The following is a 24,650-nucleotide window of genomic DNA, read 5'->3' on the forward strand; positions in this document are numbered from 1 at the left end:
AAATGAGAGCGGGCGATAGATGATGAAAACAATTCAAAAAACAATTCTTGATATTTTAAAAGGTGATGGCCAAGATATTGAACAAATTCCATATGAGCTTGTGGAACGCAAAGGGGTAGGGCATCCAGATACCATGTGTGATGCCATAGCAGAAAGAGCTTCTCAATACTATTCTCAATATTGCATGGAGCATTTCGGAAGAGTAGCACATCATTGGTTTGACAAAGTGATGCTTCTTGGGGGAGATGCTGATGTACAGTATGGGAAAGGAACGATGGTCAAGCCTTATCAAGTTGTATTTGCTGGAAAAGGAGCGTATGCATACGGCGAAGAGCCAATCCCTCTGAAGAAAATCCTATTTGATGCGGCCAAGGATGTGTTATCAGAAGTGACAACAGGATTCGATCCTGACGAGCATCTCGTCATTGACTGCCGAATCGTCGATCATCAAGGGGCTGGTCGTAAAAACTCGAGATATCGTCCGATGATTGAAACAGACATGATTGAGATCGGCGATCCAAAGCTAGTTTCAAATGACTGTAACCTATTACATGCTCATGCACCATTAAGCCGTCTTGAAAAGTTGGTTCTTTATACAGAGCGTTATGTGAATGGGCCAGATTTCAAAAGGGTAAACCCAGATACCGGCTGGGACGTGAAAATATTTGGAAGCAGGCGGCATGAAGACTTCAAACTCATTGTGAATATGCCTTTTTTAGCAAAAGATATTCATAGCCTTGAAGAGTATTTTTCCCGTAAAAAAGAATGTCAGGATCAAATCGCACAGTATATTGATGAAACGTTAGGACTTAAACCGGATCTCATGCTAAACGCAACCGATCGCAACGGTCGTCCATATTTAACAGCACTTGGATCTGTTGCTGATACTGGGGATGTGGGAGTAGTTGGCAGGGGGAATAGACTAAATGGACTGATCACGCCAATGCGGTCGATGAGTATTGAAGCTCCAGCTGGAAAAAACCCACTTGATCATACAGGGAAATTGTACGGAGTGCTGGCTCAAAGGTTGGCAGATCAAATTTTTGAGACCATTCAAAAGCCGACAGAAGTGCATATCTTTACTTCAAAAGAGGCACCTCTCCATAACCCTGATGAAATTTCCGTCCGTATTCAACAATGGGATGGAGATGAGGATGAAAGAAAGCAAATTGAAAATCTCGTCATGAAGGCTGTTCATTCAATGGGCGATGTCACAAAGGATTTAATTTTTAAAGGCGTTACAATGTGGTAAAAAAGATGAAAAAAAAAGTCATTGATGCAGTCCATGCATGTGTGAATACAGAAGAGCCTTTGACAGTGACAATTCAACCATATGAAATCAAAAAACATCAGGATGTGAATCAACATCATGTTCTCATCATGCTCAAGCCTGAATTAACCAACATCAATCAGGGGGTTCAGCTGGATCGAATACTAGATGAATTACTGAACCGATTAGCTGATGATGATGTAGAAATAGGGGCCGTCCGCGTTTTGTCATCCTTATATTTGAAAGAAGAGAAAATATTAGAAAATCAATATGGGATGCTCAATCGAATTTCTAGAAACGGTCTGAGCGAATTGTCAGAAGCAGCAAAAAAGGTGCTGTCAACAAAATACCCGGAGTATAGAACGAAGGAACATTTGATTTATGGAGGACATCAATTTTTACAAAAGTATCAAGAGCTCACGCCATATGGTTTAGAGCTTTTAACAAGAAATGTCAAGGTGGATAAGTTAGGTGCAGGGACATATGCAATTGAGGCCGAGGTGGACGGAGAAAAGATGCTCCTGCTCAATTCATTCCATCCTTGTCAAATTGATTGGTTCACTGCTCCTAGGCGGTCTGTTATCGTCATTGAATGTTTTACTCAAAAGCCAATGAGGGTGATGAGAGAACACTTTATTGGTGCAACTGATCCTCACGAAGCAAGAGAAGGCTCTTTTAAACACATGCTGCTCACAGAGCAAAAAAGGTTCGGCATAACAAACGTGTGTACACGGTTTAACGGCATACATCTTTCGCCAGGTCCTATAGAGGCAATGGCCGGAATGATTCGTTATTTTAATACATCTGGAAAAAGGCTGTCACCTTCACATACACTTTTTGGCCAGTTGTTAAGGGAAAATGGCTTTTCGGCGGAGGAATTAGATTTATTATGTGAAGATGTGTCCATCAGTTCAAGTGGTACAAGAGAAACACCTGTATTTGAATTAACTGAAAACCTAAACTGGGATGAAGCGCTCGCTTTACTATTAAAAGTAAAAAACGACATCCAAAAGCATGAACGTGTTCTGTAACGGAGGGAACAACTTGAGTAAAGAAGGAGTTAGCCAGCGCATCTGGATTGTTGGCCCACCTGGATCTGGGAAAACGACACTCGCAAGCCGATTGAAACAGGACTTATCCTTACCTCACTATGAGCTCGATGCCCTTTTCTGGCAAGCAGACTGGAACAAGACAGATAAAAAGCTGTTTATTGAAAACGTTCATGAAATTGTCAAACAAAGGAAATGGGTTGTCGATGGACAATATTCATCTGTTCATCACATATTGGCTGAATATGCTGATACGATCATTTGGCTCGATGTGAAGAGAAGACAGACGTTTCCTAGTCTCATCAAAAGGACGCTTAAACGTCTTATCACAAAAGAGAAGCTTTGGAATGGAAATAGGGAGAGGATTGGCAATGCACTGCAATTTTTCTCATATGCCTTTCATGTGTATCCAGAGGTCCTCCATCATAACGAAAAGCTTTTTCATCAATTAAAGGAAGCATCACATGTGACATGTCTGCGAATCAATAAGCGAGAAGAGGTAGAACAGGTGCTCAAGAAAATCCAACGTCTTGAAGAAAAGGGGTGAGGACATGACGAATTTAGATGTTGTTTACAATGTCCTGAAATGTTGGTTTTCGGAACAGCCTCACCGTGTAACACCTTTAAATGGAAGAAGTCCTAATGCAGGATGGCTTGTAGAATACACTAAAAACCGATTTGTATTAAAAAAATGTGTCAGGAATCATGATGCTGAATGGCTTCATTATTTAGAGGATTTAACAGATGCGTTGCTTGACCATGGGTTTCCGATTCAACCTATGATTGAGGCAAAGAACCAGCATAAAACCATTTTATACAGAGAGAGCTACTGGCAGCTACGGCCATATTTTGAAGGAAGACCATATGAAATGGGAAATCGTTCAGATGAACAAGAAGCCATTCGGGTGTTAAAAAAGCTTCATTCATTGAAAAATTTGCCGAAAGGTCCTGTGAATCCAAATTGTGAACTGAAAAACTGGATTACGTATCCTGATGACACGCTGAACGAGACGGCTTGTGCACTTAAAAAGATGGTTTCTTCGAAAAAGGCTGCTGCTTTACTCAAAGTCTATGAGCGGGAGCTAATGAATGTCCTCGTGATGCTAAATCCAAGTATTTATGATGCGTTACCTCATGCTGTCACACATGGTGACTTTCATTCTGGCAACCTGCTGATCCGTAACAAGAAGCTCGCCATGGTTCTTGATTTCGATACAGCAGGTTATAGACCGCGAATATATGATGCAGCCATATCTGCTTTTTTGTTAACGAGAATCAAGCGTGGGACGTTTCAACTAGATATTTTTAAAACAATTCAATTTTTAAAGACCTATGCCGAAGATTTATCGGAAAATGAATGGCGCTCTATATCTGCTTTTATCAGATTGTTATATATTCCAACAGGCCGATATTTAACGCTCCTGCAAAAGCATACGCCTCACTTCCTTAACTGGTATATTGATTGGTCTTTTCAAGCACTACAATCTGCAACGCACCAGCTGAAGGAAAATTGGTATCTCCAAAAGGAGATGAGGATATGAAAGTGGCTGTTGTCACAGGTGGAAATAGGGGCATAGGAAAAGAAGTGTGCAGACAGCTTGCTCAAGATGGCATGATTGTGATTTTAACAGCTCGGCAGCTTGAAAGCGCCCAATTAGCTGCTTCTGAAATGAATGAGCAGGTTGTTCCGTTTCAACTGGATGTCACAAATGCAGAAACGGTTGATCGATTGTCGGCATTTATTAAGGAATCGTACGGAAGAGTGGACGTCTTGATTAATAATGCTGGTGTCTTTCATGACAATAGGAGGGATGACACATTTCCATCTTTTCTAGACCTTTCTGTATCGACACTCCAAGAATCGATGGATGTCAATCTATATGGTGCAGTCAGAATGACGAAGGCCGTTTTTCCTTACATGAAAGAGGCTAGGTATGGACGTATCGTCAATGTGTCTAGTGGTATGGGAAGGCTCTCTGCCATCCACGCTTCAGATGATGTCAGGCGTGACGGAAAAAGCGGCCCATATTATCGGATGTCAAAAGCTGCTTTGCACGTTCTCACAAAGGTCACAGCTTTAGAGGGAGCGCCCTATTCTATCCTTGCGAATGCTGTATGCCCGGGCTGGGTGCAAACGGACATGGGGTCATCAGAGGCTGTTAAAACTGTGCAGGAAGGTGCATCAGGGATTGTCTGGGCAGCGAAGCTACCTCGAGATGGACCAACAGGAGAATTATTGAGAGATGGAAATAGACTTCAGTGGTAGAGGAGGCAACTACATGCGAGGTATGAAAGAAAAGACAGTCATTGTCACAGGCGGAGCACAAGGAATTGGATTTGCGGTCGCAGAACGAGCAGCACAAGAAGGCGCACAAGTCGTGATTGCTGATCACCATGTAGAATACGGGAAAGAAGCAGAAAGACTGCTCAAAGCAAAAGGATATGAGGTTTTGTTTATAGAGGCTGATATTGCAGAGGAAGCAGCAATCATTTCAATGGTAGAAAAAACAGCCATTCATTTTAGGCAGATTGACATGCTGGTTAATTGTGCAGCGGTTTTTATTATGCGAGGCCTTGAAGCAACCGTTGAAGAATGGCGGCGCATCATGGATTTGAATATTATGGGACAAGCTCTTTGCGTCAAACATACTGCACCGCATATGGAGAAGACAGGGAAAGGCTCCATTGTCAATATTGCATCAATCTCAGGTCACATTGCCCAGCCGAAATATTTAACATATAACGCAACGAAAGCAGCCGTTGTGAATATGACGAGATGTATGGCAATGGATTTAGCTGATGCAGGTATTCGTGTAAATGCAGTCAATCCAGGTACGGTATGGAATAAAAATAACGAACGGTTTCATTTAGAAGAACTTGGTCTGACAAGAGAACAAGCGAATCAGCACCCTGATATTGGAGGAATGCACATGCTGAAACGAACAGCTGATCCAGAGGAGATCGCATCGGCTGTCATCTTCCTTCTTTCAGATGAAGCGAGCTTTATTACAGGAGAAAATTTAATGGTTGACGGCGGCTATACTGCCATGTAGAGGAGCAAAAATCTCATGAAATTTGATCTGCACACACATCACCAACGCTGCGGTCATGCGAAGGGAAAGATCAGAGAATATATCGATGAGGCTGTCAAATTAGGTCTGGAGTTTATTGGAATATCAGATCATTCCCCGTTTTTTGGTGAAGAGGTCGATCACTTTAAACCCTGGGTGGCAATGGCTAAAAGTGAATTTCATTCATATGTAGAGGAAGTCCTGCAATTGAAGAAGGAATATGACGGGAAAATTCATGTGCTGTTAGGCGTTGAATCTGACTATTTTCCAGAACACGAGGCCCTCTACCGAGACGTGTATCGACATTATCCATTTGATTATATCATCGGCTCAGTCCATGTCAGTAATGGATATGACCTATTTAACCGAAAGCGCTGGGAACGTATCACAGAGCAGCAAGCCATGATCGAAAAAGAAGCGTATTACCAGCTGATTCAAATGTCCGCAGAGAGTCGTATGTTTGATATTTTAGGTCATATTGACGCCTTAAAAGGATTTTACCCAGAGATTGCTCATATCAAAACAGAAGCTGTCGATGATGCACTGAAAGCGATTGCGGAGAGTGGTTCTGTCATTGAAGTCAATACATCTGGTAAAACAAAAGACTGCGGAGGATGGTATCCATCAATTGATCTATTAGAACGCGCCAAGTTTTATGGCATTGATGTCACGTTTGGCTCTGACGCACATGAGCCAGCCCGCGTGGCAGATGATTGGCTGGAAGTGAAACATACGTTGAAGGAACTGGGGTATCAAGAATGGTGCATTTTTCAATCTCGTCAAAAGCGCAAATTGGCTCTATAAATTTATAAAAAAGGGGTTATGAAAATGACAAAAGTTCGTGTAGCAATTGCTGGAGTAGGTTCATGTGCATCAAGTATCGTTCAATTTGTAGAAATGGCAAAGGAAAAAATGGATACGCCCTCTGGTGTTATGCATGAAGTCATTGGAGGCTATCAATTATCTGACGTGGAATTTGTTGCAGCTTTTGAAGTGGATCAAAATAAAGTAGGAAAAGATTTATCAGAGGCGATACTTACTAAACCAACGGCTGCCATTAAACATATAGAAGTTCCTTTTTTCCAAGTGTCAGTTGAAGCAGGCCCTTTATGTGATGGGCTTGAAGGAGATTTGTCCAACTGTATTCAACCGCATGAAGATTCCCTGAAAATCAACACACATGACGTGACGCAAAGACTGAAGGACGTACAGGCAGATGTACTTGTCTGCTTCTTACCGACAGGCTCGTTCGAAGCTGTTCGAGTATACGCAGAGGCATGTGCACACGCTCATACCGCCTTTATTAATGCAACACCAGAGCCAGTGGCAAATGACCCTGAATTTGTCAAAATGTTTGAAGACTCAGGTACCCCGCTTCTTGGAGACGATTTAAGAAGTCATTTAGGTGCAACGACACTGCATACAGCGTTGATTGAACTATTGAAATCCCGCGGCATTGATATCACCAATACGTACCAATTGAATGTCGGAGGCAACACAGACTTTTTAAACCTTGCCAATCCAATGAGATCAACGAGTAAGCAAAAATCGAAGAGAAAAGCATTATTTGCATCTGGTATTGATGCCAGTGAAGTCGCAGCAGGTCCAAATGGATATGTCAGCTATCTAGGTGATCATAAAGTCTGCTTTCTTCGATTAGAAGGAAATTCTGTTTTAGATTCTGAGATTTCACTTGAAATCCGCTTACAAGTAGAAGATAGTCCAAATTCAGCTGGTGTTATTGCGAATGCGATGCGTGTAGCAAAAGCAGCTAAAGACTTGAATCACAGTGGTGTCATTCATGACGTCTGCCCATTCTTATTTAAAAGTCCTCCAATTGGACAAGTAGATTCAGAATCATTGCGTTTGTTCAATGATTATGTAGCAAATGCTGAGCTGAAAAAGGTGTTATAAGTGGAAGCGGAACTTAACCTTCGTGAGATAAAATTTGCCGCTTTTGACTTGGATGGAACATTAATTGACGATCGAGGTCAACTCATTGGTGATGTCCATGGCGCAGTGAACATACTGCGCCAAAGAGGCATTATTCCAATGATCGTGACAGGTAGAACCTATGATTCTTTCTTTTCTCTGAACTTAGATCCTTCTCTACTTCATTTATTTCACCACGATGTTCTACTGAATGATGGAAATGTCGTTTGCCATCATCAAAAGAAAACATTTGACGTCAAACAATATCTAGATTCCGCTTTATGCAAACAAATCATCTCATTATTTGATAGAAAAGCTGAATTTGTCATGGAATCAAATGGGAAGCACGTGGCGTCAAGTAAAAGCGCTAAGTTGAAATACTGCATGCTTTACACATTTCCACGAGAAAAAATAGAGGTTGGTCACAAGAAAGAATTCCACTTTGACCGTGTGACGAAATTATTTATTTTACCAAAAGAAACAATAGATATCGCACATCAATTAAGAGATTGCTATTGTGAGGTAGCAGATGCCCAGTTTTTAAATGCTCAAGTGATTTCTCCGAAAGGAATTTGTAAGGCAGATATGCTGGGGCACCATTTATTAGACTGTTTTGGGGAAAGTGATTTAGGCCGCGTGATGGCTTTTGGAAATGGTCATAATGACAGGCTTCTGCTGAAGAAGGCCAAGTGGGGGGTGGCAGTTCAAGATAGTCATCCGTCAGCGATTGAGTTATGTGATGTTCATTTAAAAGAGCCTATTTATAACTATCTTCTTAAAGCTTTACAAACGCCTGAAGCACCACACGTAATCAATGAAAAGGGAGGTATTTAGTTGAGGACCCTTAAGCTGCCTTTACCAGACACACTAAAAGAAACAATGATACCGGATTTTATGGAAAGAGTTTCATTTCTATCTGCCCACATTCTGCATGTTGCCCTTCGTGAAGAGGAGTCTGTCATTGAAGTAACAGTAGATCAAAAGGGAGATGCGGATGCAATCTCAACGGCGTTTTTGAAGTTATCGTCGAACGCGGCTCAATTGCGCAGGTTTCGTGAAAAAGAAATGAAATCAAATATTCATTTAACCAGTGAGCCTGTTCATTCCAAATTAAGCGGGGATGACCAAATGCGAACCTTTTATGATGAAATTGAAATGGAACTCTCCCACTACTTTGACCAATTGTTTTTAAATATGGGGGCTTCACTAGGAGCCAAACAAAGACGATATCCTTCTACGATCAGTAAAGAGTTAATGGAGAAATGTAAATATCATACGAATTTTCCGCAAAATATTTATTCTGTTTTTGAAATACCGCATGATTATCAAATTATTGATGATATTCGAGAGAAACATCATGGTTTTCTTCCTGAACACTTTCAGCAGGCAGGCCGTTTTTTACAACCGTGTATTTGTTATCACTGTTACGAGGAATGGGAAGGGAAGACGTATGCAGACTATCAGATCATGACAGCTGCGGGTCAATGCTTTAGACATGAAATTTCTTGGAAAGTTGATCCACTAAGGAAACTAGAATTTAGTATGCGTGAAATTGTGTTTATTGGTGAAAGCGAATATATCAATGAAACAAGAAAAACACTCCTTGAAAACACATGGCAATGCTTTCATCAGCTTGGCCTTAGTGGAAAGGTGACGACAGCAAATGATCCCTTTTTCTTTTATGATGATATGGATAAAGCGAATTATCAATTAATGGCTAACAGCAAATATGAATTGGTAGCTGTTACAGAAAAGAAAGACGTATCGATCGCTTCTTTTAATGATTGTGGAGAGATGCTTTGTGACAGGTTCCAGATCAAAGGAGAAAATGGTCTGCCGCTTTATTCAGGTTGCGCCGCATTTGGTATCGATCGATGGGTTCAAGTATTTTTACAAACGTACGGTCGAAATCGAAAGAATTGGCCTGAAGAAATGCTTCATTTAAAGGAGGGTAGCTATGCTGCAAAGTAATCTCACTCAAGAAGAGCACACAGCCCTCATCTTATCGACTCCTTTTTTAAAAGACAACCAGATTAAGGAGATGCAGAAGCTTCTGTATCAGCAGCAAGACTGGAATGTCATTCTCGGAATGTTACATGTTCACCGGACAGCAGGTATTGCATGGAAGAATATTAAACAATATGCCATTCATTTAAGAAAAGATTTTAAAGCGACTTATTTTTTAAAGTCTTTAGAGATTATGTACAAGGGTCAGTTAGAAACAGCACGAGACAATATCACGTTAAACGATCGATTATTTCAAGCACTTGATCAAAAGGGAATTGAATATGCCATTGTAAAAGGAAGTGTGATTGGCCAGTGGGCGTATGGAGATGTAGGACTTAGGTTATTTGGAGACAACGATCTCTTTATCTCACAAGATCAGCTGCAAGAAACTGGACATATATTAAAAGACTTAGGTTATATTCAAGGTTCTTGGAACTATGAAACCGAGGCTGTCACACCTGCCAAACGAAGCGAAATTCTTTACCTCATCATGAACTCACATCAAACCTACACCTATATGAAACCTTCTCCAGAATGCCGTTTTATTGATTGTCATAAAATTGATGTTCAGTTTTCTGTAGACCTCATGACAGGAAACCGGACGGATTCAATTGTCCAAGAGATGCTGTCTAGACGAATTCAGACATCTGTTGATCAACACCTTGTATGGTCATTAAAAGAAGAGGATATGCTGCTTTTCTTATGTATTCATTTTTACAAAGAGGCCATTTATTTAAATGAAGTCGAATCAATGAAAGACTTACTTCTTTATAAACTGCTTGATATATATGGGATGTTTATGAGGGAAGACCTTGTTGATGTAGATCTATTTGTCAATCGAACGAAAACATATGGATTTGAAAAGATGGTCTATTTCGCTTTTCATTATGTGAATGAAGTCTTCCCGCATACCATTTCGGATATCATAATGGATGCACTTCAACCGGAATCGCTTACTTATTTATCGGAAGTGCTTGATGCAAATGATGTCATTCATACTTGGGATCAGCCGATTCGTAAACGCTTCTTTCATATTAATCGGTCTTTAGATATTAAAAAGCATTCTGTTCATAAGGAGTAGTGTGATGAAAGATCCGGCAACGCTATTTGATTTTGAGGGAAGAAACGACGTGATATGGTTTGGGAATATGAATCAAGAACAAAGCTGGGATCAAACAAGGGCTTTACCTGTGATGACAGACCATGTTCAAAATGAACTGGTACTTCAGCAAGAACAACAACTGCTTTTGATTGCATCTAAGGATCATCATGTCATCTTTCACCATCAGCCTGAAGCGGCTTTTTTAGCCTATTTGAAAAAAAGAGGTGTCCAGCTGCCACAGATCACTCAAAAAGAAGATGCGTTTAAACTTAAGGGCTTCATTGTCCCCTATCTTTTTGATGAGTCCCTTGAACAAGAAGCATTTATTGAAAATAGAAGGATATATGGATCAAATCCAAAACTCGTTAAGCGGTTCAATCATAAAGTTTTCACTAGAAGATGGGCGGAAAAGCATCAATTTAAAGTCACTTGCGGTGCTATTTGTCAAAATGCGGACGAGTTAAAACGGACGTATGAAGAATTAAGGGAGAAGAACTTCTCAAAAATGGTTCTCAAAATACCTTATGGATCATCTGGGAAGGGGCTTCGTATTTTAAAAAATGAACGAGATTTCATGCAGCTTTTGACCTTTATTGAAAGAAGAAAAATTCAAACAGACCTGATATTAGAGGGATGGCATCCGATTAAAAGATCATTAAATGCCCAACTGCTTATTCAAGATAAAGAGTCACACTTACTTTCAATTACAGAGCAGAAAATCAATGAAGACGGCATCTATTTAGGGACCGATTTTGCTCCTGTTTATGAAATGGACAAAAAACGTGAATACGAAGAAAGCATGCATCGAATTATAGAGCTTCTCTATGAAGAAGGATATAGAGGTGTGGTTGGAGTCGATTCGATTATTGATGAAGATGAACAGCTCATACCGATTATTGAAATAAATGCTCGTTTCACGCAGGTTACTTATTTACTCCCGATCATTTGCCGTTTTTTTTCAACGTACGAATATATCGAGAGCCGCTTGAAAAGATTCTCATGCAGCGCTGATTTGCCATTTGAAGATATTTTAAAGGCCATCACTAAAGCACTCAACCCAGGAGAAGATGGTGGGTTTTTTATTTATACATTTGGTAAGAAGAGAGCTGACGATATGTGGCACTATCGATTGTTCATATTGTTTTATCATATGAAAAAGGAGAAGCAGGACAAGATGCTGACAATTTTTGATGAAATGGAATTTTCTTAAGAAAGGAGGAGGGGATTTGCCGAAAAATGACACGTCACTCTTGGAGAAAGCGAATCGTTATGGGACGCCGATGTATGTATACGATGGAGATGAATTGAAAGATCATTATGATCGCATTACATCATGGCTCCATCAATCAGCAGAGGTGTTCTTTTCATTTAAGTCCAATGGAAATCTTTCGATTGCATCCTTGTTACGGTCTTTTGGAGCGGGGATAGAAGTGGCTTCTGTAGGCGAGCTTTTAATGGCTGTAAAAGCAGGATATTCTCCGCAGCACATCATTTTTTCTGGACCTGGTAAGCGGAAAGAAGAAATAGATACAGCCATTGAACACCAAATATACTGCATTATCGCAGAATCAAAGGAAGAACTGATTTATATCGCTGAGTCTGCAAAACATCAAGGCAAGCAAGTAGCAGCAGGCATTCGTATCAATCCTGAATCAATTGAGTCACGAGCAAAAATAAAAATGGGCGGTGTTCCAAGTCCATTTGGGATAGATGAATCGAAACTTGGCGATGTATTTGATCTTTTTCAGGCGTATGAAGACACTCTTTTGTTTAAAGGGATTCATATTTATTTGGGCACTCAAGTTCTTGATGAAACGTCGCTGTTATCATCGTTTGAATATACTCTCAACACAGCTGTTCGAATAAAGAATGACTATGGATTGACATGCGAAATGGTTGATTTAGGCGGAGGATTTGGGGTTCCATATTTTCAGCATGAAACACCCCTCAATGCTGAAAGGCTATTTCAAAAAGTAGCAGAATTGATTAGAGCGTATGAATCTGAGCTGGCGTTTCCGAGGTTTATGATCGAAATGGGGCGTTTCCTTTTAGCAGAATGTGGTGTTTACTTAACATCCATCCAATATGTGAAAAATTCAAAAGGGGAACCATTTTTAATTGCAGATGGCGGAATGCATCATCATCAAGCGATGACATTTAGAGGCAGGCTGCTGCGCAATAATTATCCAATGCGGCTCATCAAACATTCCAATAAACCCGCTGCTGTAGTGAAACAAACGATTGTTGGTCCACTTTGCACCCCAGAAGACTTAATTGGCAGGCAGGTGGAACTCCCGCAAGGTGAACCAGGTGATCTACTTTGTATAGAGAAATCAGGCGCATATGGTCTTTGCTACAGCCCTACCTTATTTTTAGGCCATTCTTCTCCGCTAGAGCTGCTTTTATTTGAAGGAGACGATTATATTATTCGAGATAGAGGCGACCCGGAAGATCTCTTATTAAAACAGAACATGCCGCTTTTTAAACAAAGGAGGGTTGAATGTGAAACTGACTGAGCTTCGTCAAGAAACGATTGATCGTCTCGTTCTCCATTTTTCTGAAAGAGCCAGGCAGCTTGATGCCGAATGTCAATTCCCGCATCAAAATGTTGACGAACTAATTGAATGTGGATTACATGTCGCCAATATGCCGAAAGAAGATGGAGGCCTTGGATATGGTTTTGAAGAAACGGTGACCCTCTTGTCACAAATAGCTAAAGGCTGTGCATCGACAGGTTTAATTATGGCGATGCATTACTATTCACTTGGCGCCTTTTCTGAAGTGCTTTCAAGTGAGCAGCAGTCCTCGGTTTTTGATGATATCCGGCGTTCAGGAGAGTTAATCGCTTCTGTTAGTGATCCGAATGTAATTTTTATTTATCAGCGAAAGCAAATGGACGGAATCCCCACCATTACAGCTGAAAAAACAGATGGCGGATATCTTGTAAGTGGAACAAAGTTTACAGTGACAGGTGCACCGCGCATTAAGTATTTACCAATTTATTGTGAGTATGCCCCGTCATCATGCACATCTCAATATGGAATGACTGCACTCTTAATGACGTTACCGAGTGAAGGTGCTGCAATTGAGGAGTCGTGGAATTATTCTGGAATGAGAGCATCTATGAGTCATCACATTCATTTTGATCAAGTATTTATACCCGATGATCATCTCATCGGGCGGGAAGGATACGCAATAGAAGATACTGAAAATTTGATCTATTGGTTTCGTTTAGCTGTTACAGCAGTTTATTACGGCATTGCAAAAGCAGCATATGAACACGCCCTCGATATGACTTATCAAAAAAATGATCGAATCTCCAAAAAGAAAACGGCTTTTTTACCGGGTCAACAATTTCGTATAGCTGATATGAAAATGAAGCTAGATGTTGCACACTCTCAGCTCATGGCCTGTGCCCAGCAAGCAGATAATGAAAAGGCACAAAATCATTACACAAGTGAGTTGTATACGAAGACGCTTATTACAAAACATTTTGTGACGCAGGCTGCAGAAGAGATCGTGCAGCTGGCCTCTCAAGTAGAGGGTTTTTCTTCATTACAACAAGGATCTTTTTTGGAACGTCTTAGCCGAGATGTCAAAGCGGCAAAATTCCATCCACCGTCTGAAGACTTATTAAAAGAAGTGATTGCGAAAAAAGAGCTTGGCATTATCCCATTAAAAAATCGCTGGGTATGATGGCAAGAAAAAAGGGAGGAGACTTATTTGACGATTACAACGCCCATCTTTCGAAACAATTATTTGAACTGCTCTCAATTAACGATTGCTGCCATGCTTCTTAGAAAAGGGATTAAAATCGACAGGATTTGGAGGCAAGCTGGCATTGTTTATAGATCTCAAGACCAAGGGTTTATTTTAATGGGTTCCTTTAAGCATTTTCGTGAGGATATTCTACAACATAATGGAATCCATTTAGAAGAAATTTTTTACACTGAAGAGGAATTAGACCTTTATATCAACAGGGTGTTCAAACAGCATCCGAGCAATGGGACAGTGTCTGTTTCACTGGATATTTTTGAATTACCATACTGTCCATTTTATGAAAGGGAACATGGGTATCACACATTGGAAGTACTTGAGGTAAAAGGTGATCATGTGGTAGTTAGTGATCATGCATATTCATATCATGGCACCTTAAGTAAAGACCATTTGATGAAAGCTGCCCGCTCTATATATGATCATACGCCTCGAACTGAAAATCGATATAAATGGATTAAATATGTAGATCGTCAGCAACAACCAGATGTGCTGACGATTTTAAAAGAGCATGTTGCCATTTTAGAAGGAGCACCGCCACATTTTGAATTGCCCGGGGTCGTCACAGGCTTGAAGGCTATTTCAATCATTGAAAGAGATTATATTGATAGTATCAAAGACAACGAAAAAGGAAACTTATTAGACAATGTTTATTTTGAAGGATTAAAGGATGTCGCCAACTCGAGAAAACATATGGTGACATTCTTATCCTCTTATGAAAATGGGCATTTACAGCCTCTCATCCAAGCTTTTGAAGATGCATATCAAAGCTGGACAGTTCTCGCAAATTTTACGGCTAGAGTAGGTCTCAGTAAGAATCCCCGCAGCATGATTGAACGGACGTCAAATCGCTTTCAGAAAACATTAGACATTGAGACAGGCCTGCTCTCACAACTAAAAGAGGTGATTCAAAATGAAGACCTATCAAACCATCTCTCTTGATGATTATGTGAATAACAGAGGCATCACGCATCAAAATGAATATGACAAAGGCCAGTTAACCATTGGCGGAGCTTCTTTACCGGCTGAGTTAGTCATGAACCTGCAACATCATCTTGTCGAAGGAATCCCTTTTCAATTCATTTATAAAGATCAAGGAGACAATATTGAATTAGAGGGTCAATCTATTCACCTTCCGCTATTGGAAGCAGAAGCGCTACATGTTATTGGCTGTTCTTCTAATGGCAATCTATACGAAAATATTTCATTTTTACGAGAGGGGAAAGTTGTTTATGAATCTCGGCTTTCCTTAACCGATGTCATTGAACAAGAACCTGCATTTAATGATCGCGTTGCATATGCATTTGATTATATTCATACGGTAGCAGGCATCAATCATCATTTGACATCAAGGCTATGGCTTAATTCGCTCTCCTTATCACACAAGGTAGTTTTTGATGAAATTCGCTTTCAAGATAATCCTTTTATGCATATTTTCGCAATGACGATCCAGCAGTCAGACAATTGATGGAAGGGAGACGTGTCTATGTGCGGCATTGCAGGTTATTGTCATTTTAACCAAGCACCACTTGACCATCACATCTTACTAAATATGAAAAACGCACTTGCTGTGCGTGGACCTGATGATAGTGGTGTATATCAAGACGAATCAGTTGGTTTGGTTCATACGCGGCTTTCAATTATCGATATTCATTCTGGCCCTCAGCCAATGACGAATGAAGACGATTCTATATTTGTGATTCTAAATGGAGAGATCTATAATTTTCAAGAATTGAGAGAAGACCTATGGAATAAAGGTCATACGTTTCGTACGCAGACAGATACAGAGGTACTGGTTCATGGCTATGAAGAATACGGGATTTCATTTATTGAGCAATTAAATGGAATGTTTTCAGCTGCTATATGGGATCGAAAGAAGAAAGTATTTTATTTATTTAGAGATCGGTCTGGGATTAAGCCGCTTTATTTTTCAGAATGCCGGGGAGGGCTTGTTTTTGGGTCAGAAATGAAGTCACTTCTTCAGCATCCAGACATACAAACTGTCGTTCAGCCTGAGGCTGTCATCAGTTATTTATCATTCCGTTATTCCATCGGGGAACAGACTTTCTTTCAAGGAATTCATAAATTACCTCCAGGCGTCTTTTTGAAAATGGATGAAACAGGAATAACAAAAGAGGCCTATTGGCAATATCCTCTCCCGTCGGATGGGATCGATCGAGGAGAACACTATTATCAAAAAGCCTTATTTGAATTACTTCAAGATTCTGTACAAAAACAGATGATGTCAGATGTGCCAGTTGGAGCTTTTTTGAGCGGCGGGGTGGATTCGACTTCTATTGTTGCTTTCATGTCCAAGTATGCTAACGATGATATTCATTGTTTTTCGACCAGTTTTGAAGAGAAAGGATTTTCTGAAGAAAGTTATGCCAAGCTGGCAGCAGACCAATACAATGTCAAGCTCCACTCACATCGAATGAGTGAAGAAGAGTATTTTCAATTATTGCCTGAAGTTGTAAAGCGTAGAGATCACCCTCTCTCCATTCCTCATGAAGTCGCTTTTTACCGCATGTCACAGGAAGCAAAAAAGCATGTGACGGTTGTTTTATGCGGTGAAGGAGCAGATGAATTGTTTGCAGGGTATGGACGGGTGTTTAGAAGTCCGGCAGATTGGCGGAAAATTTTGCTGCTTCAAAAAAGCCGAAAGCTGTCACCAATGCTTTCAAGATTATTATTTGATCCATCCTTTCAGCAGCAATTGCATCAATTTATCCACCTTGAAGATGAAATGGATCATTACAAAAGAAGGTATGCGTGGTTTACTGCAGGAGAAAAAGGGCAGCTTTTAGATCATCAAGCTGCCTCATTCGATTCTTCCAATTCGCACATGGATCAGTTTATCGCGCAGTGCTTTCAAAAAATGGAAGGACAGTCGTATGAAAACAAATTGCTCTATTTATTTCAGCAGATCCATCTGCCGAATCTGTTAGACCGGCTTGATATCATGACCATGTCACACGGTCTTGAAGCGCGCGTTCCGTTTCTTGATCATCGAATCATCCAATTTGTCAATGACATGCCTTTTAAATATAAACTTCCTTACAAGGGATTACCTAGCAGGCTGCAAGCATTTTTTCAATCGAGTCTTAAAACAAGCGAGGTACAAGATATTCCGAAATATATGTTAAAAAAGACAATGGAGCAAACGGTGGATAAGCGTATATTATATAGAAGAAAAATGGGCTTTCCGGTTCCTGTGTATCATTGGATGAGCAAAAGGATGGGAGAAATCGAAGAGAAGCTTCTTGATGAACAAAGCTTTGCAACTGAATTATTTCAAAGAAAGCCGCTAGAACAATTCTTAAGAAATGACCCGAATCAGAAAAACAAAAATGGAGCTGACCAAAAAGTTTGGATGCTCTACAATTTGGAGCTATGGCATGATCACTATATCAAGTCGGCGCGTCTTCCTCTGCCATCTGGCCGTTAAATACATCCGGTCTATTCCCCCTGTCTGCTGCATATATGATATGGAAGGGAAGTGATGCGATTTTGAGGCTAAGTGAGCTGTCAGGAAAAGAGATCGTCGATATCAAAAGAGCGGAGCGGCTTGGCGTGCTGGGACAAACCGACCTTGAAATAAATGAACAGGACGGTCAGATTACAGCACTCATCATACCTTCCGTCAAGTGGTTTGGCTTTCGAAAACAAGGAAATGACATCCGCGTTCCGTGGAATCACATTCAAAAAATAGGATCAGATATGATCATTCTCGATGTGCCTGAAGAACTGCAGCCGCACGGGGAAAAAGAGCACCCATCATAAAAGGGTGCTCTTCAGATTGTAGAGAAACTCATGTTTTTCTACAATCTTTTTTATTTTTAACGTATGTATGAAGAATGAAATGTATTGAAAAAGGCCTCCCACACACCTAGCCTAGCTTCGCTAGGTGTGTGGCAATCTTCTTCATGTTCTGGCACGCAGCTGTGAGAAGAACTTGCTCACTCACATTCTGTTTTCCCCTCAACCGGCAGTAGCGAAGCCCGTGCAGTTGTTTTGAATCTGCAAAGCTTCGCTCTATTTTTTCTTTTCTTTTTTTATATAGCTCTTTTCCAGAGACAGATAGACGATTTTGTCTGATCTTTTCTTTATGTTCTTCCCACACGTGTCTTGAGATCACTTTTTGATGATTTTTAGATCTTGTACAGCTTTCAAGAAAAGGACACGATGCACATTTTTTAGGATCTGATTTGTAGAACCTATAACCTTTTCGATCAGTTGTCGTATATAAAAGCTTCTCACCATTTGGACATATGTAATGATCATGTTTAGAATCATACTGAAATTTCCACTTCTCAAATAATCCTCTTGTTGGATGAAAACGTCTATGGGCAATAACACCAAAAATATGTCGATCAGATAAACCTTTACAGATTGGTGTTGTTAAATAACCAGAATCAAGGGCAACAGCTTCTACTTGAAAACCAAATCGTGCGATTTGGAGATCTAATCGATCAAGATAGGGAACAGAATCATGGACATTACCGGGCGTGACATGGGCATCAGTGATGATATTGTATTTCATATCTGTTGTACGGTGGTCTAGATAGAAAAAGCCTTCAGGCTTATTTTCACGATAAAGATAGCCACTTTCAGGATCAGTCGTACTTTGGCGAATGTCTTTTTTCGTTTTCACCTCCTCTTTTTCCTTTAAGGGCTTTTTTCCGTGTACCTCTCGATCTTCTTGAACGGCTTCATCTAATTCTTTCATATAGTTCTGAGTATCTTGTTCGATCGTTTTTCTCGTATATTTATGTTTATTGGCATTCGCTTTTAGATGGGTTGAATCGGTAAAAAGGACACGACCTCCAACCATATCGTGATTGATGGCTTGTAGCACAATCTCATCAAAAATATCTTGAAAAATCGTTGTATCTGTAAATCGAGTACGACGATTCCAACTAATGGTGGAATGATGAGGAACGGGGTCATTGATATTCAAACCTAAAAACCATCTATACGCCATGTTATAGTAAATTTCTTTTTCAAGCTGTCTTTCTGAACGGATACCATACAGGTATCCGATAAACATCATTTTGAACAGAATGAGTGGATCAAGAGAAGGGCGACCTTTATTCTCACTATAATATGGTTTTACTTTGTCTATGATAAATGAAAAATCAATGTACTGATCAATTTTACGAAGCAGGTGATCCTCTTCGACCAGTTGATCTAGCAATACAAATTCGGCTTGGTGCTGAGAAGAATTTCTAGTGTGGAACATGAGAAAGACACCTTCCTTTAGTGGGTTTTTCTCTATTATAAAATGAGGAGATGTAAATTTTAAGGAAAAAAATAAAGCTGTCGAGATTTTCTCGACAGCCTGAAGAGCACCCATCATAAAAGGGTGCTCTTTTTCTTTTCTCTTCCCGATTTGTTCACAGGCTGAATCCTCTCCTCATATGCTGAAAGGGAGATTCAGAAAATATTACAGACTTTTTTAAATAAAGAAGGTGAACGGTCAGTATGTTGAGCGGTTTAACGGTTGCGGTGATCGGGGGAGATGCAAGGCAGCTTGAAATCATTCGCAAGCTGTCACAGCAGCATGCCAAAGTGTTTTTGGTCGGATTTGATCAGCTGGATCATGGGTTTATCGGTGCTGAAAAGCTTAAAATGTCAGAACTTCCATTTGAACAGGTAGACAGTATGATTCTGCCGGTATCAGGTGCAACAGATGAAGGCGTCGTCGCCACAGTTTTCTCAAATGAGCAGGTCGTGCTGGAAGCAGAATATTTAGAAAGAACTCCAGCACATTGTACCTTGTACTCAGGTATTTCTAATACGTACTTAGACAATCTGGCAAAGCAGGTGAACCGGAAGCTTGTGAAGCTGTTTGAGCGCGATGATATTGCCATATATAACTCTATTCCAACAGTTGAAGGGATTATCATGATGGCCATTCAGCAAACGGACTATACGATTCATGGATCACATGTCGCTGTCCTCGGGCTTGGGAGAACAGGGCTCACAATTGCCCGCACATTTCGGGCACTAGGTGCGGATGTGAAAGTAGGTGCTGCAGATACAGCCCATTTAGCTCGAGCCTTTGAAATGGGACTTGATCCGTTTTCAATGGATCGTTTAAAAGAAGAAGTAACAGATGTTGATATCATCATCAATACGATTCCGAGCTTAGTATTAGATTCATCTGTTATCGTCAGTATGACACCGAAGACACTCATTTTGGATATCGCCTCCCGCCCAGGCGGAACAGATTTTGACTTTGCGCAAAAGCACGGAGTGAAGGCGCTTCTTGCACCAGGTCTTCCAGGGATTGTAGCACCAAAGACCGCAGGGCAAATCATTGCAAAAGTGCTTTCCGGGCTCTTATGTGAACTTGCGGAGGAAAAAAGGGGGATGGAATCATGACAACATTAAGAGGGAAAAGAATCGGCTTTGGTTTAACAGGTTCCCACTGTACGTATGAAGCCGTTTTTCCGCAAATTGAAGCACTTGTGAAAGAAGGGGCAGAGGTGCGTCCTGTGGTGTCGTATACGGTGCAAAGCACGAATACAAGATTTGGAGAAGGAGCCGACTGGATTGAGCGGATTGAGAAACTGACGGGATTTCAAGCGATTGACTCTATCGTAAAAGCAGAGCCGCTCGGACCTAAGCTTCCACTCGATTGTATGGTCATTGCACCTTTAACAGGAAACTCCATGGCGAAATTCGCAAATGCCATGACAGACAGTCCTGTTTTAATGGCTGCAAAAGCAACCATTCGAAATCATCGTCCCGTCGTTCTAGGCATCTCGACAAACGATGCATTAGGCTTAAATGGTACAAATCTCATGAGGCTGATGTCGACAAAGAACATTTTCTTTATTCCATTTGGCCAAGATGATCCATTCAAAAAACCGACATCTATGGTAGCGAATATGGACCTTCTTTCTCAAACAGTAGAAGAGGCGCTTCAGCATAGACAAATTCAGCCGATTTTAATTGGACCAAACGATTAATAGATTCACTAGAAAATCATGAAAGATTCAAAAAAGATGCTTCAAGCCTTGCTTTTCTATGGTAAAATAAAATGTAAAAAGTCATAGGATGGCCATCCGAAAGAAAAGAATCATGGATGGGTCGGAAGGAGTTTTACTGATGGGAAGAGGATTGCATGTAGCTGTAGTTGGAGCGACTGGAGCTGTCGGTCAACAAATGTTAAAAACACTAGCTGACAGAGATTTTGAAATGGATACACTTACTCTACTATCCTCAAAACGTTCCGCGGGAACAAAAGTGACATTCAGAGGTCAAGAGTATACCGTTCAAGAAGCAACACCTGAAAGCTTTGAAGGGGTCAACATTGCACTATTCAGTGCTGGAGGAAATGTTTCCAAGGCGCTAGCTCCTGAAGCAGTCAAACGAGGTGCGATTGTTGTAGACAACACAAGTGCTTTTCGTATGGACGAAAATATCCCTCTTGTCGTACCAGAGGTAAACGAAAAAGATTTGCATGACCATCAAGGGATCATTGCAAACCCTAACTGTTCAACTATTCAAATGGTGGCGGCATTAGAACCGCTTCGTCAGGCGTATGGAATGAAAAAAGTCATTGTGTCCACATACCAGGCAGTATCAGGTGCAGGACATGAAGCAATTGACGAACTATACAGCCAGACGCAAGCCATTTTAAATAAAGAAGATGTAACACCAGAAGTCATGCCTTATCAAATTGCATTTAATGCGATTCCGCAAATTGATAAATTCCAAGACAATGGCTATACATTTGAAGAAATGAAAATGATCAACGAAACGAAAAAAATTATGCATATGCCAGAGCTAGAAGTAGCGGCAACATGTGTGAGACTTCCAATTGAAACGGGACATTCAGAATCTGTTTACGTTGAACTAGAATCAAATGACGCAACGGTTGATGACATCAAGTCAATTCTAAAAGATGCACCAGGTATTACATTGCAAGATGATCCATCTCAGCAAATTTATCCAATGCCTGCAGATGCTGTTGGAAAAAATGACGTATTTGTCGGCCGCATTCGGAAAGATTTGGACCGTCCAAACGGGTTCCATTTGTGGATTGTATCTGATAACCTGCTGAAAGGCGCTGCATGGAACTCAGTTCAAATTGCAGAAAGCTTAAAAGCATTAAAATTAGTTTAACATTCAATGGATGATGAGGACGAACAGAAGAGAGTTAGGCATCTTTCGCCTGCTCTCTTCTGTTACGTCAGAATGAACTTGGAGTGAAAACAGTGAAAATAATTGTCCAAAAATTTGGCGGTACATCTGTCAAAGATGATCAAGGTAGAAAAAGGGCACTTGCACATATCTTATCTGCGAAAGAGAAAGGCTATAAATCGGTTGTAGTCGTTTCTGCAATGGGACGAAAAGGCGATCCTTATGCGACAGATACGCTGCTTGGATTGCTTTATGGCAGCGTGCAGCACATGACAAACAGAGAAAAAGACCTGCTCGTTTCTTGCGGAGAAAATATTTCAGCTGTTGTGTTTTCAAGTATGCTGAATGAAAACGGGCTAAAGGCTGTAGCGATGACAGGTGCACAGGCAGGCTTTGTGACAGATCAAGAGCATACGAATGCGAAAATTATTGACATGAAATGTGAACGTCTTGAAGCGGCACTTTCTGAGCATGATGTTGTCGTTGTCGCTGGGTTCCAGGGAGCCGCGAAAAATGGAGACGTGACAACGATTGGACGAGGCGGCAGTGATACGTCAGCAGCTGCTTTAGGCGCTGCATTGCAGGCAGACTTTATCGATATCTTTACAGATGTAGAAGGGGTTATGACAGCAGATCCCCGCATCGTAAAAAATGCAAAACCACTGAGAGTCGTGACATATACTGAAATTTGCAACCTCGCATATCAAGGGGCGAAAGTTATTCACCCGAGGGCTGTTGAAATTGCCATGCAAGCAAAAGTACCAATGAGGGTCCGCTCAACATACTCTGATGATGAGGGCACACTTGTGACGTCACACTACTCAGATAAAATGAGTCATGATGTGTATGACCGCCTCATTACGGGTATTGCACATGTCAATGATGTGACGCAAATCAAAGTCCCGGCGAAAGAAGGGCAATACAGCGTACAAACAGAGGTCTTCAAAGCAATGGCAAACGCACAAATCAGTGTCGATTTCTTCAACATTACACCGAGTGAAATTGTGTATACAGTGACAGGTGGAATGACTGAAAAGGCAACGTCGATCCTAAAAGACCTCGGCTATACACCTGTTGTGACAACAAATTGCGCGAAAGTATCAGCTGTTGGAGCAGGCATCATGGGTGTACCAGGTGTCACATCTAAAATTGTATCGGCTCTATCAGAGCAAAACATTCCGATTTTACAATCAGCAGACAGTCATACGACCATTTGGGTGCTAGTGCACGAAGAAAACATGAGAGCGGCTGTCAATGCCCTGCATGAAGTGTTTGAACTTTCAAGATAAATGTGATTGAATCATGATGAGGTGAAAAAAATGAATTTCGGAAATATCGCAACAGCTATGATTACACCTTTTGATAAAAAGGGCAACATTGATTTCCAAAAGTTATCAATTCTCATTGATTACTTGTTAAAAAACGGCAGTGACTCTTTAGTCGTTGCAGGTACAACAGGCGAATCGCCAACTTTATCGACTGAAGAAAAGGTCGCTCTTTTTCAGCAATCGGTGAAATTAGCAAATGGTCGTTGTAAAATCATTGCAGGAACAGGCAGTAATAACACAAATGCGTCTATTAAACTAACGAAAAAAGCAGAAGAAGCGGGCGTTGATGCAGTGATGCTTGTCGTACCTTACTACAACAAGCCATCACAGGAAGGCATGTATGCACACTTTAAAGCAATTGCCGAGTCTACATCTCTTCCTGTCATGCTTTACAATGTACCAGGAAGAACGGTTGCTTCATTAGCACCAGAAACAACGATTAAGCTAGCACAAATACCAAATATTGTCGCGATCAAAGAAGCAAGCGGCGATCTAGATGCCATGACAAAAATCATTGCAGAGACGCCAGAAGACTTCGACGTATATTCAGGTGACGACAGCTTAACACTTCCTGCTGTAGCTGTTGGTGCAACAGGAGTCGTCTCTGTGGCGTCTCATATCGTAGGACTTGATATGCAGCAAATGCTTAAAAGCTATGCTTCAGGTCAAACAGCCAATGCAGCATTGATCCATCAAAAGCTGCTTCCAATCATGAAACAGCTTTTCTCAGCGCCAAATCCAACGCCTGTCAAAACAGCCCTTCAGCTGAAAGGACTAGATGTCGGATCTGTTCGTCTCCCGCTTTTGCCTTTGTCAGAAGAAGAGAGACTGGATTTGAGCGGCGTATTAAATAGCTGATCAAAACAAATAATTTCGTAAGCGGTCATTCTCAGATGCCCCTGAGTATGACCGTTTTTTATACATAAACACTTTCTTAAAATGTGACTTCATCTTGTTTTCTAA

The 24,650-nt window shown here is 40.8% G+C and carries 24 protein-coding genes; 23 read left to right on the forward strand and 1 reads right to left on the reverse strand.

Translation table 11 applies throughout. The features are described from left to right. Window positions 1-19: 19 nt before the first annotated feature. From NPA43_RS08050 to NPA43_RS08135, 18 genes are all read left to right on the forward strand, one after another. Window positions 20-1,252 (forward strand): methionine adenosyltransferase, encoded by a 1,233-nt coding sequence (locus tag NPA43_RS08050; protein WP_256499574.1) that lies wholly within the window; start codon window positions 20-22, stop codon window positions 1,250-1,252. A gap of 5 nt (window positions 1,253-1,257) precedes the next feature. Beyond that, window positions 1,258-2,301 carry a hypothetical protein gene (locus tag NPA43_RS08055; protein WP_256499575.1) on the forward strand — a complete coding sequence of 348 codons (1,044 nt, stop codon included), beginning with the start codon at window positions 1,258-1,260 and terminating at the stop codon, window positions 2,299-2,301. 13 nt (window positions 2,302-2,314) lie between these two features. After that, complete coding sequence (locus tag NPA43_RS08060; RefSeq protein WP_256499576.1) at window positions 2,315-2,866, forward strand: P-loop domain-containing protein; 552 nt, start codon at window positions 2,315-2,317, stop codon at window positions 2,864-2,866. 4 nt (window positions 2,867-2,870) lie between these two features. After that, on the forward strand, window positions 2,871-3,860 hold the full coding sequence (locus NPA43_RS08065; RefSeq protein WP_249705482.1) for a phosphotransferase enzyme family protein: 990 nt from the start codon (window positions 2,871-2,873) through the stop codon (window positions 3,858-3,860). Next, window positions 3,857-4,585 (forward strand): SDR family NAD(P)-dependent oxidoreductase, encoded by a 729-nt coding sequence (locus tag NPA43_RS08070; protein WP_256499577.1) that lies wholly within the window; start codon window positions 3,857-3,859, stop codon window positions 4,583-4,585. Before NPA43_RS08065 ends, NPA43_RS08070 begins: the two co-directional genes overlap by 4 nt. A gap of 13 nt (window positions 4,586-4,598) precedes the next feature. Beyond that, entirely contained in the window at window positions 4,599-5,372 is a 774-nt protein-coding gene (locus NPA43_RS08075) for an SDR family NAD(P)-dependent oxidoreductase (RefSeq protein WP_249705480.1), read from the forward strand. Between the two features lie 15 nt (window positions 5,373-5,387). After that, window positions 5,388-6,194 carry a histidinol-phosphatase gene (locus tag NPA43_RS08080; protein WP_099725811.1) on the forward strand — a complete coding sequence of 269 codons (807 nt, stop codon included), beginning with the start codon at window positions 5,388-5,390 and terminating at the stop codon, window positions 6,192-6,194. 24 nt (window positions 6,195-6,218) lie between these two features. Next, a complete protein-coding gene (locus NPA43_RS08085; RefSeq protein ID WP_256499578.1) occupies window positions 6,219-7,304 on the forward strand; it encodes an inositol-3-phosphate synthase in 1,086 nt (361 codons plus the stop codon). Then, the gene (locus NPA43_RS08090; RefSeq protein ID WP_099725809.1) at window positions 7,305-8,156 is read left to right on the forward strand and encodes an HAD hydrolase family protein; all 852 of its coding nucleotides are present in this window, start codon (window positions 7,305-7,307) and stop codon (window positions 8,154-8,156) included. Next, a complete protein-coding gene (locus NPA43_RS08095; protein WP_256499579.1) occupies window positions 8,157-9,293 on the forward strand; it encodes an aminoacyl--tRNA ligase-related protein in 1,137 nt (378 codons plus the stop codon). Then, window positions 9,280-10,410 (forward strand): nucleotidyltransferase family protein, encoded by a 1,131-nt coding sequence (locus NPA43_RS08100; protein ID WP_099725807.1) that lies wholly within the window; start codon window positions 9,280-9,282, stop codon window positions 10,408-10,410. The genes NPA43_RS08095 and NPA43_RS08100 overlap by 14 nt, the downstream gene beginning before the upstream one ends. A gap of 4 nt (window positions 10,411-10,414) precedes the next feature. Beyond that, window positions 10,415-11,641, forward strand: coding sequence for an ATP-grasp domain-containing protein (locus NPA43_RS08105; RefSeq protein WP_099725806.1), 1,227 nt, complete (start codon window positions 10,415-10,417; stop codon window positions 11,639-11,641). A 16-nt stretch (window positions 11,642-11,657) separates the two neighbouring features. Continuing rightward, the gene (locus NPA43_RS08110) at window positions 11,658-12,947 is read left to right on the forward strand and encodes a type III PLP-dependent enzyme domain-containing protein (RefSeq protein ID WP_180275450.1); all 1,290 of its coding nucleotides are present in this window, start codon (window positions 11,658-11,660) and stop codon (window positions 12,945-12,947) included. Next, window positions 12,934-14,127, forward strand: a complete 1,194-nt coding sequence (locus tag NPA43_RS08115) for an acyl-CoA dehydrogenase family protein (RefSeq protein ID WP_180275449.1) — start codon at window positions 12,934-12,936, stop codon at window positions 14,125-14,127. Before NPA43_RS08110 ends, NPA43_RS08115 begins: the two co-directional genes overlap by 14 nt. A gap of 27 nt (window positions 14,128-14,154) precedes the next feature. After that, window positions 14,155-15,147, forward strand: coding sequence for a hypothetical protein (locus NPA43_RS08120; protein ID WP_249705476.1), 993 nt, complete (start codon window positions 14,155-14,157; stop codon window positions 15,145-15,147). Continuing rightward, a complete protein-coding gene (locus tag NPA43_RS08125; protein WP_249705475.1) occupies window positions 15,119-15,673 on the forward strand; it encodes a hypothetical protein in 555 nt (184 codons plus the stop codon). The genes NPA43_RS08120 and NPA43_RS08125 overlap by 29 nt, the downstream gene beginning before the upstream one ends. Window positions 15,674-15,691: 18 nt before the next feature. Next, complete coding sequence (gene asnB / locus NPA43_RS08130; protein WP_099725801.1) at window positions 15,692-17,653, forward strand: asparagine synthase (glutamine-hydrolyzing); 1,962 nt, start codon at window positions 15,692-15,694, stop codon at window positions 17,651-17,653. Between the two features lie 62 nt (window positions 17,654-17,715). Beyond that, entirely contained in the window at window positions 17,716-17,988 is a 273-nt protein-coding gene (locus NPA43_RS08135) for a YlmC/YmxH family sporulation protein (protein WP_008344726.1), read from the forward strand. Window positions 17,989-18,094: 106 nt separating this feature from the next. Here NPA43_RS08135 and NPA43_RS08140 read toward each other — a convergent pair whose 3' ends face one another. Beyond that, window positions 18,095-19,447 carry an IS1182 family transposase gene (locus tag NPA43_RS08140; protein ID WP_256498879.1) on the reverse strand — a complete coding sequence of 451 codons (1,353 nt, stop codon included), beginning with the start codon at window positions 19,445-19,447 and terminating at the stop codon, window positions 18,095-18,097. 242 nt (window positions 19,448-19,689) lie between these two features. On the opposite strand from NPA43_RS08140, the gene dpaA reads away from it, so the two are divergent. From dpaA to dapA, 5 genes are all read left to right on the forward strand, one after another. Next, on the forward strand, window positions 19,690-20,592 hold the full coding sequence (gene dpaA / locus NPA43_RS08145; RefSeq protein WP_034317620.1) for a dipicolinic acid synthetase subunit A: 903 nt from the start codon (window positions 19,690-19,692) through the stop codon (window positions 20,590-20,592). Then, window positions 20,589-21,182, forward strand: a complete 594-nt coding sequence (gene dpaB, locus NPA43_RS08150; RefSeq protein ID WP_099725798.1) for a dipicolinate synthase subunit B — start codon at window positions 20,589-20,591, stop codon at window positions 21,180-21,182. The genes dpaA and dpaB overlap by 4 nt, the downstream gene beginning before the upstream one ends. Window positions 21,183-21,321: 139 nt before the next feature. Then, on the forward strand, window positions 21,322-22,341 hold the full coding sequence (gene asd / locus NPA43_RS08155; RefSeq protein WP_256499580.1) for an aspartate-semialdehyde dehydrogenase: 1,020 nt from the start codon (window positions 21,322-21,324) through the stop codon (window positions 22,339-22,341). Window positions 22,342-22,433: 92 nt separating this feature from the next. Further along, the gene (gene dapG / locus NPA43_RS08160) at window positions 22,434-23,648 is read left to right on the forward strand and encodes an aspartate kinase (RefSeq protein WP_099725796.1); all 1,215 of its coding nucleotides are present in this window, start codon (window positions 22,434-22,436) and stop codon (window positions 23,646-23,648) included. A 30-nt stretch (window positions 23,649-23,678) separates the two neighbouring features. Beyond that, window positions 23,679-24,545, forward strand: coding sequence for a 4-hydroxy-tetrahydrodipicolinate synthase (gene dapA, locus NPA43_RS08165; protein ID WP_099725997.1), 867 nt, complete (start codon window positions 23,679-23,681; stop codon window positions 24,543-24,545). The last annotated feature ends 105 nt before the right edge of the window (window positions 24,546-24,650 follow it).

Origin of the sequence: Bacillus pumilus, from assembly GCF_024498355.1 — a bacterium.
GTDB classification, from domain to species: Bacteria; Bacillota; Bacilli; order Bacillales; family Bacillaceae; genus Bacillus; species Bacillus pumilus_P.